Below are 15,418 nucleotides of genomic sequence, written 5' to 3'. Positions count from 1 at the left end.
GCTGTTGATACTGAGTTCTTTCGTGCATCGCAACACCTTATACGAAACAGGTGTTGCACTTCAGATTTGAGGCCGCCTATTCAAAAGGCATAACGCAAAATACAAATAGACAGGGAAGACGGATACCACCATGAGACCGCCGCGCCTCGATCAGCTCGACGACATCGACCGCAATCTCGTCGCGCTGCTTCAGATGAACGCACGCGAGAGCGTCGCCAATCTCGCAAGGCAACTGGGCATCGCGCGCACGACAGTGATCGCCCGCATCGCGCGGCTGGAGAAGAACAACGTGATCGCCGGTTACGGCGTGCGGCTCGGCCAGGACGTGCTCGATGCGAGCATTCAGGCGTATGTCGGGATCAAGCTGATGCCGAAGTATGGCCGCGACCTGCAGAAGCGCTTCGCGCGCATGCCGGAGATTCAGTTGCTTTGCGCGGTGAGCGGGGAATTCGATTACGTCGCGTGGCTGCGCGCCGATTCTCCCGACCGGCTGAACGATCTGCTCGACGAGATCGGCGCACTGGAAGGCGTCGAGCGCACTACGACCTCGATCATTCTCGCGCGCAAGATCGATCGCGCGGGCTAGTTTCGTCGAATTGTCGTATTGACTCGTCGAAAAGGCGGAAATCATCGTCGAAGCGCATCATTTTGCGTCTAGGATCAGTATTCGCGCGCTCCTAAACTGTATGAGGAAGGGCATCGCCAGAAGCGGCCCAAATCTCGCACACATAAAAGGAGACGAATATGAAAGTGGCCCTCGTCGGCGCCGGACTGATCGGTCAGAGCATTGCCCATTTGCTTCGTGAAACGGGGGATTTCGAAGTTGTCGCATTCGATCGCGACGAACATGCGCTCGCACTGCTCGATGCGCAAGGCATTCCGACGCGCCGTGTCGATTCCGCCGATACGCCCGCGTTGCGCCAGGCCCTGACCGGCTTCGACGCGCTCATCAATGCGCTGCCTTACTATCTTGCGATCAACGTCGCCTCGGCGGCGAAAGCGGCTGGCGTGCATTACTTCGACCTGACCGAGGACGTGCGCGCGACTCACGCGATCCGCGCCATCGCCGAGGATTCCGAGCTCGCCTTCATGCCGCAATGCGGTCTCGCGCCGGGCTTCATCGGCATCGTCGCGCACGATCTCGCCAAACGACTCGATGACGTGCGCGAAGTCAAGATGCGCGTCGGCGCGCTGCCGGAGTTTCCGACCAACGCACTGAAATACAACCTGACGTGGAGCATCGACGGTCTCATCAACGAATACTGTCAGCCGTGCGAGGCGATCCGCGACGGCCGCACGCAATGGGTGCAGCCGCTCGAAGGCGTCGAGCATTTCTCGCTCGATGGCATCGAATACGAGGCGTTCAACACATCGGGTGGGCTTGGCACGCTCTGCGAAACGCTCGCGGGCAAGGTCGAAACGCTCGACTACAAGTCGGTGCGCTATCCGGGCCATCGAGATCTGATGAAGTTCCTGCTGGACGATCTGCGCATGTCCACCGACCGCGACGGCCTCAAGTCGATGTTGAAGCGCGCGGTGCCATCGACGGCGCAGGATGTTGTGCTGATCTTCGTCACGGTGACGGGCATGCGTCGCGGCCAACTCGTGCAGGATGTGTTCACGCGCAAGATCTTCGCGAAGGACGTATGCGGCACGCCGATGAGCGCGATCCAGATCACGACCGCCGGCGCGATCTGCGCGGAGCTCGACCTGTTCCGCGAAGGCGCGCTGCCGCAAAGCGGCTTCGTGCGCCAGGAGCAGGTTCCGCTCGATAAATTCCTCAACAACCGCTTCGGCAAGCTGTACGAGGGAGGGAACGCGGTCGCTACCGCGCGGCAACTCGCGGCGGCGTGAGCGTCACGCAACCATTACCCGATCAACCGCGCGAGCAGGTCGTCGCGCGCCTGATCGGAAGGCGTGGTGTTGTCGAACATCACGAGCGTATGAGCGAGCGGCTCGTCCGGCATGAACAGCCGCGTGCGATATTCGTCCCAATGCGCGAGCTTGTAAGCATCGTTCGGATCGCCGCGCGCGACGATGCGCTCGCGCGCTACATCCTCGTTCACGTGTACCCAGACGACTCGAATCTCGACATCGTCGCAAATGCCTAGCCACGCGCGATCGAACAGACGTGAACTGCGCACTTCGCGCGTGAGCGGCGCGACGATCACGACGCTCACGCCGAGCTCGAGATTCTCCGCGGCGGTATTAATCAGCGAGCGATACTCGGGATCGCGAAAATGTTCGATGAAAAGCGGGCTGTCGCGATCATGCGGATCGCCGGTCAGCGCGCCGATCGCAGCGGCGCTGTACGCGCCGTAGAGCGTGTCCTTGTCGAGCAGGCAGAACGGCTCGCCGGTGGCCCGCATCAGCGGTGCGAACAGTCGCCTCGCGAGCGTGGTCTTGCCGGTGCCCGCATGGCCGCAAAAAAAGATCAGATGCTTCACGCGTGAAAAGGTCCCGGAAAGGTGCAACGTCATTCGTCGCTGTGCGTGCGCTGATAGCGTTTCATCAGCGGCGTCGCGGTGATGCCATGCACGATAACCGATGCTGCGATCGTCGCGATGACGAGCGGCACGAGCGGCGCGGCCGCATCGTGCGGCGCCTGCTCGATCGCATAGAGCAGATAGTAGAACGAGCCGACGCCGCGTATGCCGAACCAGCTCATGAGGCGCCGTTGCGTGCCCGCCGCGTGCGAGCCGATCAGCGACGCCTCGACCGCCGCCGGGCGCAATACGAGAAAGAGCGCGGCGACGAGCGCGGCCGCCTGCCACGTGAACAGCTGGCGCCACATCGTCGCGAGCACGGCGCCGATCATCAGCATGATGGTCACTTCGGCGATGCGTTCCAGCTCGATCGTAAATCCGTGCACGCGCTCCGCCATGAACGCGTGGGCGCGCTCGGGATCGGCCGCGGCGGCGCCGACGTCGTCCGCATCGACCTTGCCGACCTTCTCGCGCGCTGACTTGCCGCCACTCGTCTTCTGCTCGACGCGGCGCATCGCGAGGCCCGCCGCGAAGACCGCGAGAAACGCATACGTATGCAGCAATTCGGCGATCCCGTACGACAGCGCGATCAGCCCGAGCGCATAGAAGCCCTCCGGGCCGAGCGCCTGGCCATGACGCGTGCGCAGATACGCGACGAGCCGCACCGATAGCGCTCCGAGCAGCCAGCCGCTCACGAGCGCCCCCGCGATGCCCCAGGTGGCCTGCAAAGCGAAACTCCAGTGCAGCGCCTCGCTCGGCTTGACTTCGAAACGGCACACCGCGATGCCGAGCAGCGCGAACGGCAGCGCGATGCCGTCGTTCAGGCCGCCTTCGCCGGTCAGCGAAAAGCGCAGCAGGTCTATGTCGCCGGGCGTTTCCACCTGCACGTCGTGCGCGAGCACGGGATCGGTCGGCGCGAGCATCGCGGCGAGCAGGAGCGCGGGGCCCCAGCTCAGCCCGAGCGCGTAGGCGGCGAACAGCGTGAGCGCGGCGACGGTGAGCACCATCGCGACCAGGCCGAGGCGTATCGGCAGGAACCAGATGCGGTCGGTGGGCGGCACGCGCAGTCGCAGACCGATCGCGAACAGCGACACCAGCATCGCGACTTCGGTGATGCGCCGCAGGACGGTAGCGTCCGCGACGAGATCGAGCGTTAACAGGTTGGCGATGCCCGGGCCCATCGCGAAACCGATCGCGAGATAGCACATCGCCGTGCTGATCGGCAGGCGCTTGAACGTCGAACTGGCGAGGCCCATGAAAATGAGCACGCCGCCGACGACGAGAAACCACATCGTCTCGACCATGAATGTCTTCGGACCTCCTGTGTTCTCGATCGAGCGGACCGCGCGCCACGACGCGCAGGACGTTCCGGTGAAGTCCAGCACGAGCCATGCCCGTGTCCGAAAGGCGCGCCGTGACATGTCGTCTGACTGTCGATCGACTTGCGCGTAAGATGCATTTCGATTCGGGCAGCGCCATTCGTCACGCGCTTCATTCATGCTTCATTCGCACGGAGAACCCAGCATGTCACAGCATTTCGATGCGGTCGTCATCGGCACGGGGCAGGGCGGCTCGCCGCTCGCCGTGAAGCTTGCGCAAAGCGGCAAACGGACGGCTGTGATCGAGCGGCATCTGTTCGGCGGGACCTGCGTGAACGTCGGCTGCACGCCGACCAAGACGTATGTCGCGAGCGCGCGCGCCGCGCATGTCGCGCGCACGGCGGCGCATTACGGCGTCGTGATCGGCGGTGATATCCGCATCGACATGGCGCGTGTGAAGGCGCGCAAGGACGAGGTGATCGGCGGCTCGCGCACGGGCATCGAAGAGTGGCTGCGCGGCACGGAGAACATGACCGTCTTCAGGGGACATGCGCGCTTCACCGGGCCGCACGCGTTGCGCATCGAAGCGGCGGACGGCTCGACGCAGGACATCGACGCCGATCTCGTCTTCATCAACACGGGCACGCGCGCGGCGGTGCCCGCGCTCGACGGGCTCGAACGCGTGCCTTATCTGACCAACTCGACGATCCTCGAGCTGACCGAAGTGCCGCAACATCTCGTGATCGTGGGCGCGAGCTATATCGCGCTGGAGTTCGGTCAGATGTTCCGCCGCTTCGGCGCTCGCGTGACCTTGCTCGTGCGTGGCGAGCGCATTCTGACGCGCGAGGACGAGGACGTCGCCCGCGCAATGCAGGACGTACTCGTGCGAGAGGGCGTCGAATTCCGCTTCGGCGCGCGGATCGAACGCGTGGAACCGTTCTCCGGCGGCGTGCGCATTGCCAGCGGCGCTGAAGCGATCGACGCATCGCATCTGCTGTTCGCGACGGGCCGCACGCCGAACACCGACGATCTCGGTCTGGAGCACGCGGGCATCGCGGTGAACGAGCACGGCATGATCGATGTGGACGGGCAGTTGCGCACCGGCGTCGAGGGCATCTACGCGCTCGGCGACGTGAACGGCCGCGGTGCGTTCACGCATACGTCGTGGAACGACCACGAGATCATCGCCTCGAATCTGCTCGACGGCGAATCGCGCAGCGTCGATACGCGCATCATGGCGTATGCGGTGTTCGTCGATCCGCCGTTCGCGCGCGTGGGCATGAGCGAGGAAGACGTGCGCCGCGACGGTCGCGACGCGCTCATCGCGACCATGCCGATGTCGCGCGTCGGACGCGCGCGCGAGCGAGGCGAGACCGACGGTTTCATGAAGGCGCTGGTCGATGCGCGCACGCAGCGCTTTCTCGGGGCGGCGATATACGGCATCGAGGGCGATGAGGCGATTCATACGTTCATTGACATCATGAACGCCGATGCGCCTTTCACCACGCTCAAGCGCGCGATGCACATTCATCCGACGGTGAGTGAACTGATTCCTACATTGCTGGAGGGATTGAAGCCGTTGCGGTGAGCGGCCTAGATCTCCAGCACATCGCCCGCCTGCAACGCCCGCATGGCGATCCCCGGCAAGGCCGCTCGCAACTCGTCGAGAATCTGCTCGCCATACGGCGGTTTCAGATGCGAAATGAGCAACTCCGCCGAGAGCCCGATGCCGAGCAGATCGCCCGCGATGAGCTGCGGGCAGTAATGGTGCGCCGCGTGCGCGAGAGCGATTTGCGCATCGGGAAACGCGGTCTCGACGATCACATGACGCAATTCGGGTATTGCCGAGATCCGGGCCCAGAACGCTGGACAACTGGACGTGTCGCCGCTGAACGCGAGCGCCGCGTCGCCGCTGGCAAGCGCGAATCCCATCGAAGGAACCGAATGGCACGCGGGCAGCGCGGTCACGGTGCGCCCGTCGAGCACGAGGCTCTCGCCGACTTCCAGCGCCTCGAAGCGCACGCCCGGAGCATCGGCCGAAGGAATACGCGTGAAGTCCGGCCAGATCAGATTGTTGAAGACATGCGCCTGCAGGATGTCGATGGTCGCGCGGCTCGTATGCACGATGAGCGGACCCGTGCGCCGGTCGCCGACGGCGTCGATCATCAGTGGCAGATACGCCACGTGATCCAGATGCGAATGCGTGAGAAACACATGATCGATGCGCGCCAGTTCATCGTCGCTGAGGACCGCGACGCCCGTGCCGGCGTCGATCAGCATGTCGCTGTCGACGAGCAGGGCCGTCGTGCCGCCGGGATCGCGCGCATCGCCGCCGCTGCCGATCGCGCCGCTACAGCCGAGTACCCGAACTTTCATGATGCGGCCCGCCTGATGTGGTTACTTCGTATCGAATGCGCTCACGCAGTCCCAGTCCTCGGGCAGCGCAACGCCGCGCAGCGCATCGATACGCTTGCGATAGAGCGCATATAACTGCCGCTCAGGATACTGCGCCGCGAGTGCGGCGAGTAGCGCTTCGGCTTCGTCCCATTCTCTCGCCCGATAGTGCGCGAGCGCCGTGCGCCAGCGTGCGAGACCGTCGCTGTTTTCGCGTGTCGGTTGCGGCTCGAACACGGCGATCGGCGCGACGCGGCCCTTCACGCGCACGCGGTCGATCTCGCGGAACGCGATGTCCGGCACCTGCTCGCGCGTCGCTTCGCCCACGATGATGTCGATGTCGAAATGGCGCGTCAGTCCTTCGAGGCGCGCGGCGACGTTCACCGCATCGCCCATCACGGTGTAGGCCTTGCGCACCGCCGAGCCCATGTCGCCCACGGTCATCGGTCCCGTATTGATGCCGATGCCGATCCACAAGGTCGGCCAGCCGCGCGACGTGAGCGTGCGGTTCAGATCGACGAGCGCCGCGCGCATGCCGAGCGCCGCGGCCACCGCATGACGCGCGTGCTCGGGATCGTCGACGGGCGCGCCCCAGAAGCCCATGATCGCGTCGCCGATGTATTTGTCGAGCGTGCCGCGATGCGCGCGAATCACCTCGGTCATGGTGCCGAGATACTCGTTCATCAGACGCGCGAGCGCTTCCGGCTCCAGCGTTTCCGCGATCGCCGTGAAGCCGAGCACGTCGCAGAACAGCACGGTCAGCTCCGCGCGGCGGCCCGCCATGCTGTAGTCCTCGGGATGCCGGCTCATTTCCTCGACCAGTTCGGGCGGCACATACTGGCCGAATAGCGCGGCGAAGTAGCGCTTCGCGCGCGCCTCGACGAAATAGCCGTACGACATGTTGAGCACGTAGAGACCGAGCACCGCGAGCAGCAGCGTCGCGGAGGGTATCGACCAGGCGAGATGCGCGAACGCATACCAATCCGCCGCGACGATCGCGCCGAACAGCAGCGCGGCGAGGAGCGTCGCGCGCGCGGGAATGTGCCAGGGCCAGAGGAAGATCATCGCGAGTCCGGCGATGACGAGCGCGAGCATCTGCAAGGTCGCGGCGAACGGCGGCTGGAAGCGGATCGCGCCGTCGAGCATGCCGCTGATCAGGTTCGCGTTCACCTCGACGCCCGGATAGACCTCGCCCACGGGCGTCGTGCGCTGATCCATCAGGCCCGGCGCCGTCGTGCCGATCAGCACGATCTTGCCCGCGAGCGCGCCCGCCGGAATGCGCCGTCCGAGCACGTCGGCGATCGAGTAGTAGGGAAAGCTGCCCGCCGGGCCGCGATAGGGCACCAGCGCCGCGCCGTTGGCATCGACCGGAATCACGCGCGTGCCGCGTGGAGTCGCCACCGCGAGCGCCGCGAGCGGCGCGCCGGCGTTGGCCGGATCGTCGAATAGCGGCGTGACGGCCGCATCGCCGTACAGCGCGCGCAGCACCTCGAGCGAAAGCGCGCCATACACGCCGTCGCGATAAGCGGTGACGAGCGGCACGCGCCGCACCGCGCCGTCGAAGTCGATCACCGGGTTGAAATAGCCCGCGCGTCCCGCCGCCTTCTCAAGCGCGGGCAGATTGCCGCCATAGCTGCTCCAGTCGAACAGCATGAGCGGATGCGTGCCGAACGCGCGCTCGCTCATCAGCGGCGCTGGAATCGCGCCGCTCGACGCGTCCTGATTGGAAAAGTAATAGCCGAGCACGACCGGATGACCCGCGAGCGCGTCGGCGAAGCGCCGGTCGTAGTCGAGGCGCGGCGCGAGCTGCGCGAGCGCATCGCGGTAAGCCGCGTTGTCCGACAGCGCGCCGCGCGCGAGCTCGTCGAGCACGGCGAGTCCCGAGCTCGCATCGGCTTCCGCGAACACCAGGTCGAAGCCGAGCACGGCGATGCGCTCGCGCCCGAACAGCGCATTCACCAGCTCCGCCATGCGCGCACGGTCCCACGGCCAGCGGCCCAGCTCCGCGAGGCTCTTCTCGTCGATGTCGAGGATCGCGATGCGCGCGTCCGTCGTGCGCGGCATGAAGAGCCGCACTTTCGCGTCGTAGATCATCGCGTCGAGCGAATCGATGAAACGAATGTCGTAGCGCGCGAGCGCGTGCCCAGCGAGCACGGCGACGAGCGCCACGCCCAGCGCCCAGCGCACGCCCGAGCGTCTGAGCACGAACGCGAACGGCTCGCGCGCGCTCATTGCGCCGCCCGGATCTGCTCGTTGGCCACCACGAGCCGCGAGGCCAGCACGCGCGCGACGAACTTGTGCATGCGCGCGGCGAGCGCCGGGTCGTCGGCTTCGAGACGTTTCAGCGTCGAAAGTCCCAGGCGCAGCACGACGGTAGGTTCGTCGGCGACGACGTCCGCGCTGCGCCGCGCGCCGGTATACACCGCCATTTCGCCGACGATCGTGCCCGCGCCGAAACTGCGCAGCCGCAACGCGCGCCCGTCGCCCGAACTCAGCGCGACGGTCACACGCCCGGTTTCGACGAAGTAGATGGAGTCGCCCGGCTCGGCCTGCCGGAACACATATTCGCCGGGCGCGAGCGTGAGTGTGTCGAGATGCGGGCGCAGTGCGTCGAGCGTGTCGGGCAGGGTGGACACGAACGATTCGCCACGCGGGGCACGCGCGCGCGGCGCCGCGTTCAGCATCTGCGTTTCGATCCATTCGAGGCCGCTGTCGAGATCGGCGAATTCATGCGGGCCGCGCGCGCCATTCAGTTCCACGATGCCCTTGCCGAACCACGCCTTGAGGGCCGGCGAAAGGCCCGTCAGCACGAGCTGCGCGTCGACCCGCGCGCACGCCTGGCGCAGCCGCACGAAGCTTGCCGTGCTCGACGCATCGACGCCGTGCACGCGCGCGAAATCGACCAGCACGAAACGCACGCCCGCGGTCGATTCGATGCGCGCGCGGATATGCGTGAGGATCGAGAACGCGGTGCCGAAGAACAGAAAGCCCTGCAGCGCGACGCCGTAGAGCGAGCGCGCTTCGGCATCGAGCACGCGGCTTTCGTCGACAGTGCGCTCGACGTTCGAGCGCCGTCCGCGTCCGTCGAATTCGAGGCGGAAGCAGTTCACGCGCCCGTAACGGACGACGAACAGCAGGCACGCCGCGATCACGCCGAACAGCACGCCCGCGACGATCCCGTAGACCGCAATGATCACCATGATCGCGGGAATCAGCAGATAGTCGTGCCACGGCAGGCGCCGCATCGAGCTGATGAGCCATTCGATCAGCATCGCCGCGCCGATGAATATCTGCAGCCCGACCAGCACGGGCTTCGGCAGGAGCGCCATCAGGCTCGGAAAGCCCGCGATCACGACGAGCGAGATCAGCGCCGCGATCACGCCCGCGCGCCGGCCGCGCACGCCCAGACGCCAGTTGGTCATGGTGCGCGTCATCGACTGCGCGCCGACGAGTCCGCCCGCGAGCCCCGTCAGCAGATTCGCGATTCCCGCCACGCGCAGCTCGCGGTTGAAATCGACATCGCGCGAGATCGTCACGCCGATGCTCGTCGTGTTGAGCAGGACCGTCATCGAAGAGACGGCGGCGATCGCGAGAATCTCCGGCGCGCGCGCAAACAGCGTGCGCAGCGCGGCTTCGTGCACGAGCGACGCGGGCAGGCGCATGCCGGTGACCGGCTCGTAGTGGAACAGCAAGCCCATGTGACGCGCGTCCTCCAGGCTCTTGCCTTCGAAGTGCAGCCCGACGTAGAAGATCGCGATGCCTGCCGCCATCATCGACGGCAGCACGATCACGTAGCGCGATGGCCGCGTGATGCGCACCAGCACCAGCAGACCCAGGCCCACGAACAGCGCCGGCGCGCTCGCGAGCCACGGCAGTTGCATGACGACGCGCGGCGTAGCGGCGCTGACGGGCGCGTCGGTGAGCACGCGCAGCGCGCCTTCGAGCAGCAAGAGGCCGGTGCCCGCGAGAAAGCCGCCGATCACCGGGAACGGGATGTACTGGATCGCGTTGCCGCGCTTCCAGTGCGCGAGCGCGAAGAGCAGGGCGCCCGTGGTCAGCGACGACACCGAGATCAGCATGAGCACGGAGGCGAGCACGGCGCCGTCGTCGCCGCCCGCCGCGTGCACCGACAGCGCGACCGATGCGGCCAGGCCCGCGAGCAGCGCCGTCGCGTTCGAATCGGGCCCGGCGATCATGAAGGGCGCCGAGCTCATCAGCGTGATCACGAGCGCGACGATCACGCAGGAGACGAGCGCGGTCGGCATGCCCGCCGAGATCAGCGGCGTGAGGCCGGCGGAGAAGATCATCGCGCCGTAGCCGGCGGCGTAGGCGAGCGCGAGCAGCGCGGTGACCGCGCCCGCGAGCGCGTCGATGCCGAACGTGCCCATGGCCGCGTGCAGTCTCCCCGAACGGCTTGCGTTCTCGACCATGACGCCTCGCTAGCGGCATGCCGCCGACGGCACCACCGGCGTCACCCGCGACGCCGGCAGCACGCCGAACGGCAGCCGTGGGCTCAAGACGATCGTGCCTTCGCCCGCGCGCACGATCTTCTGGTCGACCTGATTGATCACGACGATCTGCCCGTCGTAGACGACGATCTGCTCGCCCTTGCAGTCCGCGTTGCCGCCGGGTTCGAGATTGGCGCAATCGGTGACGGAATACTCGGTGCCGCGAATCCCGATCGTCGAGGTCGCTGTCTTCACGCGGTAGTTCTCCGGCTTGCCTTCCTTCGCGACGAGGCCATCGACCGCGCGCAGCCCGCCTTTCACGAGCGACAGAAAGCTGCGGTCGTCCTTGGGCGCATCCGCCGCGTAATGGAAATCGTCGACGCGAAACACCGAGCCGGGCTTCAGATACACGCGCTGCTTGTCGGTGAAGATCATCACGATCTCGGACGCGACGCCGGTCTGCACCGTGTCGCCGTTGTCGATGCCGCCGCCCACCGCCGCCACGCGTTGCGCGCCGCCCGCCGACTGGATCGCGACATTGCCGACGAGCGCTGTGATGGTCGCGACCGGATCGGCGCACGCGGCGCTCGCGGTCAAAACCAGAAGAAGAAGGAGAAGGGCTCGGGCGCGCGTCATGGCGGTTCTCAGAAGGACTTCGTCAGCGCGACCCAGAAGCGGTTCGCGTGGCCGGTGCCGAGCGTCGCGGGAACGTAGCCCAGCGTGTGCGCGTAGGACATCGACAGCAAGAACGCGTGCGGCGCGGCGAAGGTCGCGCCCACGCCCAGTCCGGACAGGCGCACGTGATCGGGACCGGGGACCACCGGATGCGCGGCGATCTTGCCGTCGGCGGTGTCGACGAAAGCCGTCAGCGTGACGAGCACCGGCACGAGCGACTGCTTGATTGACTGCCGCAGTTCGAGCGTCGCGATATAGGCTTCGTCCACCGGCGCGTCGCCGGTTGCATAGGCGCGCACCGCGTACGGGCCGCCGAGCGAGATTTGCTCGGACGAATCGAGGTTGCGCGAACTCGTCTGGCCATTGATCGAGAAGTAGAGCTGCGTGCCGTTGGCCTGATCGCCCAGCACCTGCGTGTGCGTCACGGCGAACACGAACTTGGTGAACGCGCCGGCGATCAGCGAGGCGACCTGCTCGGGCTGCGGCGACTTGAAGCGCAGATTGCCCTGCTGGATGCTCGTGTCGAACGTGGTGATGCTTCTTTCGAGCGTGAGATTGCCGGACAGCCCGAGCCGTCCGACATCGCTGTTCTTGTCGCTGACGGAATCGAATGCGCCGAGATGATCGGACAGCAGCTTGTGGTCGAAGCCGAGCGTCGTGTACACGTTCGCCGCCGGCGAGCGCAGCAGCGGATAGCTGAAAAACGTGGAGAACACGTTTGCGCTGCCGTAGGCGTCGAGTCCGTCGAACTGGCCGCCGACCGAATACGTCGAGCGCGTGTAGCCGATGCCCCACGCGAGGCCGCTGCCGCCCACCGGCACCGTATAGCCGATGTTGCCGTAGAACTGCCCGGTGATCGAGCCGAGCAGCCGCGCCGCCAGTTGATCGCCGATGCCCAGCGGATTGTTCCATTGCAGCGCGCCGATCAGACGCGCGGTGCCGGTCGTCGTCTGGCCGTAGTTGTCGGCCTGCAGGCTGCCCGCAAAAGGCCGCGCCTGCGGCACCAGCAGCGTCATGTCCGAGGTTCCGGGCAGCGCGCCCGGCGAGATCGTCGCGTTCGCGCCGGTCGTGCCCGCGGCGTCCTGCGCGAGCAGCGTCGCGCGGGTGAGGGCGTGCTCGTCGATCACGTCGCCGGTGCGCAGCGGCGCCAGAAAACGCCTGATGACGGAATCGCGCGTGCGCGACCGATTGTCGATATCGACGAGCCCGTAGTGCCCCTCGCTCACCGCGATTTTCACCACGCCGCCTTGAATGGTCTGCGGCGGCACGTAGGCGCGCGCCACCAGATAGCCGTGACGGCGATAGAACGCGCTGACGCGGTCGGCGGCGCTTTCGAGATCGTCGAGCGAACGGTCCGGGCCGATCACCGGCCGCACGACTTCGAGCAGCTCCGCCGTCGGAAAAAGCGTGTTGCCAGCGAATTCGAAGCCTTTCACCTCGAAGCGGATGCCGCCCGGCGCGCTCGCCACGGGAGCGGGCGCGGGCACGGGCGTCACGTTCAGACGCAGGTCCGAGGGCGGCGGCGGCACCGGCGCTTGCTGTTGCTGCTCGCGCAGGATGCTGCCCGCGTTCGGCAGCGCCTGCGCGCGCGCGTCGCGCACGTCGCGCGCGGCGGCGGCGATCAGCGTCGCGACGATCACGGCGAGCCGCCGCGACGCGAGGCGGCGGCGCCGGTCGGATGGCCTCATGCGTTGCACGCGCCCGGGCCTCACATGCGGCATACGTGACCGGGCCATGCGTCGTCCGGCAGGCGGCTGCCGTCGCTCGTCGAATTCGTGCGTTGCTGCACGAGCGGCGCGGATTCCGGCTGGAGCCCCGGCGTCGCGTTGTAAAGGGGCGCGGGGTTGGCGGCGTCGGTGCGCACTGAATCGAGAATGCCGGGCAGCGTCACGGCGGTCGTGATGATCGGGGGCGGCGGAGCGGGCTGAGTCGGCGTTTCGGGTGGGACGGGCGGCGTGATCGGTGTCAACGGCGTGATCGGCGTGACGGGCAGGGCCGGCCCGGCGGCGATCCGCAGCGTGCCGCCTTGCGTCGTGATCGTGTAGCCGGTCGGGCCGCCCGTCGCGGTGATCGTGATCGCGTAGGAGCCGCTCGCGGCCCCCGGCGACGCGCCGGTGCTCGTCACGGTGAAGACGAACGGCTCGTGCACCGTCGGGCTGTCCGCGAACGCGCCGCCGTAGTTCGCGCCGTTGTAGCGGAGCGCGATGCTCACGTCGTTGGGGCCGAGCGTGCGCGGCGTGTCGAACGGCACGTCGATGTTGACCGCCGTCAGCGTCACCTGCTGCCGCGCGTCGAAGGCGAAGCGGTTGCCGGGCGAGGCGGTGGCGCGCGCGTCGGCGTTGCCGGTCCAGGCGTCGCCCCAGAGCGCGAGGTTGCCGCTTTGCAGGCCGCCGAAGTTGTCGGCGCCGGGCGAATCCGAGTAGACGATCCAGCGGCCGTTCGGCGTGGCGAGCGCCCGTGCGCCCGCGCGGTTGTCGAAGGTCGTGGAGGCGAGCGTGATCGCGGTGCCGCTCGCGCGGCTGGTGATGGGCGCGGCGAGCACGAGCGACGGCGCGGCGAGCGTCACCGCGCCGTCCGATGCGATGCCCGTCAGCCCCGCGACGCTGCCGACGGCCAGCGGCGCGGCGCTGGCGACATCGACCGAAGCGGCGTTCGCGGCGAGCATGCCGATGCGATTGTCCGCGTTCGTCAGCCGGAACGTTCCGCCGCCCTGCAGCGCGAGCTTCGACGCATCGATCGGGGCGCGCTGCGTCGCCGTGCCGGCCGTCGTCAGCGCGAGCGTGCCGTTGGGTGCATCGACCGGCGCGCCGATGAAGACGCCGCGCGGCGCCGCCAGCGAAAGCGTGTTGCCGCCGCTCCACGCGAGCGGGCCGTCGATCAGTACGAAGCCGAAGGGCGGAAAACCTGACGGCGCGGCGGCGCTGATCGTCACATTGGTCGATTCGAGCGCGCGCGAGAGCGTCGTGCCCTGAATCGTCCCGAAGCGCCGCCCGAAGCGGTCACCCGCGCCGACCAGCGAGACGAAATCGCTCGCGATGCGCCAGGTTCCGGTTTGTCCGGAAGCAGCTGCTGTCGTCACGCGCGCGTCGCCCGCCACGCGCACCTGCGTGCCCGCCGTCTCGATCGTGCCGCCGTTGCCGCCGTCGGGCGCGGACGCGTCGAGCACGCCGCCGACCTGCGCGATGCCGCCGTCGGCGACCAGCCGGATCACGCCGTTCTGGCTCACCGCGCTGCGCGCCCGGATGATGCCCGTGTTGTTCACTACGTTGGCGAACAGCGAATCCTCGGCGCTCGCGCTGAGCCACGCCTGGCCGCTATCGGCCTGAATGAGTCCGTGATTGGCGGCGAGAGCGTGCAGCGCGCCTTGCTCCACCGACAAGCCGATCATGCTGTGGTCGCCCAGCGTGACCGCGATGCGTTCGCCCGCCGCGAGCGCGGCGAATCCTCCCGGCGAATCGATGGTGCCGGCGTTGATCGCCCGCGCGCCGATCAGCGCGACGTATCCGCCCGGCGCGCTTTTGATCGTGCCGAGATTGACGACCGCCGCGCCGTCCTCGTGATGCCGATGCCACCCGTGCCGGCTTCCGTCGTCCGCGAAGGTGTAGTGGCCGCTCATGAAATCGTTCGTCGACAGATTGAGAGTCGACGCCAGCAGCCCGCCGACATTGACCTGCGCGCCCGGCCCGAAGATCACGCCGTTCGGGTTGACGATGAAGACCTGTCCGTTCGCGCTGAGCCTGCCGAAGAGCGCCGAGGGAAACGGCCCGACCACGCGATTGAGCGCGATCGCGTTCGCGCCCGGCTGATTGAACGTGACCGATTCACCGGGGCGTGTGCTGAACGAATTCCAGTCGATGGCGAGGCGGCCGGTGTTCTGCTGGATGGTGGTGTTCCCGCCGGCGCTGCTGACCGAGCCGGAACCGCCGACGACGCGTGCGCCCCACGGTCCCGCCTGCGCGGGCGCGCACGCCGCGCCCAGCAAGGTGACGGTGCAGAGCCGCAACGCGGGGGAAGCGATGTTTGCGCGCAGAGTCCTGATCATGTCGGTCGACTCCTTTCTGTTGCGGCGCATCGTCGTGACGCGATGCGTGGGCAC

General features: G+C 67.3%; 11 protein-coding genes. 3 read left to right on the top strand and 8 right to left on the bottom strand.

Annotated elements, in window-relative coordinates:
• Window positions 1–130: 130 nt before the first annotated feature.
• Both AWB79_RS24215 and AWB79_RS24210 read left to right on the top strand, forming a co-directional pair.
• Entirely contained in the window at window positions 131–586 is a 456-nt protein-coding gene (locus AWB79_RS24215) for an Lrp/AsnC family transcriptional regulator (protein WP_061169959.1), read from the top strand.
• Window positions 587–744: 158 nt separating this feature from the next.
• Window positions 745–1,854 carry a saccharopine dehydrogenase family protein gene (locus AWB79_RS24210; RefSeq protein ID WP_061169958.1) on the top strand — a complete coding sequence of 370 codons (1,110 nt, stop codon included), beginning with the start codon at window positions 745–747 and terminating at the stop codon, window positions 1,852–1,854.
• 14 nt (window positions 1,855–1,868) lie between these two features.
• Here AWB79_RS24210 and AWB79_RS24205 read toward each other — a convergent pair whose 3' ends face one another.
• Together AWB79_RS24205 and AWB79_RS24200 are read right to left on the bottom strand one after the other, a co-directional pair.
• On the bottom strand, window positions 1,869–2,447 hold the full coding sequence (locus AWB79_RS24205; RefSeq protein ID WP_096031600.1) for a P-loop nucleotide/nucleoside kinase family protein: 579 nt from the start codon (window positions 2,445–2,447) through the stop codon (window positions 1,869–1,871).
• Between the two features lie 29 nt (window positions 2,448–2,476).
• Complete coding sequence (locus tag AWB79_RS24200; RefSeq protein ID WP_061169977.1) at window positions 2,477–3,790, bottom strand: cation:proton antiporter; 1,314 nt, start codon at window positions 3,788–3,790, stop codon at window positions 2,477–2,479.
• Window positions 3,791–4,010: 220 nt separating this feature from the next.
• Here AWB79_RS24200 and AWB79_RS24195 point away from each other — a divergent pair, with 220 nt between their 5' ends.
• On the top strand, window positions 4,011–5,393 hold the full coding sequence (locus AWB79_RS24195; RefSeq protein ID WP_061169976.1) for an FAD-containing oxidoreductase: 1,383 nt from the start codon (window positions 4,011–4,013) through the stop codon (window positions 5,391–5,393).
• Between the two features lie 5 nt (window positions 5,394–5,398).
• On the opposite strand, the gene AWB79_RS24190 is transcribed toward AWB79_RS24195, so the two are convergent.
• The 6 genes from AWB79_RS24190 to AWB79_RS24165 are packed head-to-tail and all read right to left on the bottom strand — an operon-like array spanning window position 5,399 to window position 15,364.
• Window positions 5,399–6,181 carry a 3',5'-cyclic-nucleotide phosphodiesterase gene (locus AWB79_RS24190; protein WP_061169956.1) on the bottom strand — a complete coding sequence of 261 codons (783 nt, stop codon included), beginning with the start codon at window positions 6,179–6,181 and terminating at the stop codon, window positions 5,399–5,401.
• A gap of 21 nt (window positions 6,182–6,202) precedes the next feature.
• Complete coding sequence (locus tag AWB79_RS24185) at window positions 6,203–8,431, bottom strand: CHASE2 domain-containing protein (RefSeq protein ID WP_061169955.1); 2,229 nt, start codon at window positions 8,429–8,431, stop codon at window positions 6,203–6,205.
• A complete protein-coding gene (locus tag AWB79_RS24180) occupies window positions 8,428–10,629 on the bottom strand; it encodes an SLC26A/SulP transporter family protein (RefSeq protein ID WP_063963531.1) in 2,202 nt (733 codons plus the stop codon). Before AWB79_RS24180 ends, AWB79_RS24185 begins: the two co-directional genes overlap by 4 nt.
• Before the next feature lie 9 nt (window positions 10,630–10,638).
• The gene (locus tag AWB79_RS24175; RefSeq protein ID WP_061169953.1) at window positions 10,639–11,283 is read right to left on the bottom strand and encodes a FecR family protein; all 645 of its coding nucleotides are present in this window, start codon (window positions 11,281–11,283) and stop codon (window positions 10,639–10,641) included.
• 8 nt (window positions 11,284–11,291) lie between these two features.
• Window positions 11,292–13,010, bottom strand: a complete 1,719-nt coding sequence (locus AWB79_RS24170) for a ShlB/FhaC/HecB family hemolysin secretion/activation protein (protein ID WP_061169975.1) — start codon at window positions 13,008–13,010, stop codon at window positions 11,292–11,294.
• A 20-nt stretch (window positions 13,011–13,030) separates the two neighbouring features.
• A complete protein-coding gene (locus AWB79_RS24165) occupies window positions 13,031–15,364 on the bottom strand; it encodes a two-partner secretion domain-containing protein (protein WP_232470988.1) in 2,334 nt (777 codons plus the stop codon).
• Between the last annotated feature and the right edge of the window lie 54 nt (window positions 15,365–15,418).

The organism is Caballeronia hypogeia (assembly GCF_001544875.2).
Lineage (GTDB): Bacteria > Pseudomonadota > Gammaproteobacteria > Burkholderiales > Burkholderiaceae > Caballeronia > Caballeronia hypogeia.
The sequence above is the reverse complement of the archived record's forward strand: the minus strand, read 5'-3'. Positions and strand labels throughout refer to the sequence as shown.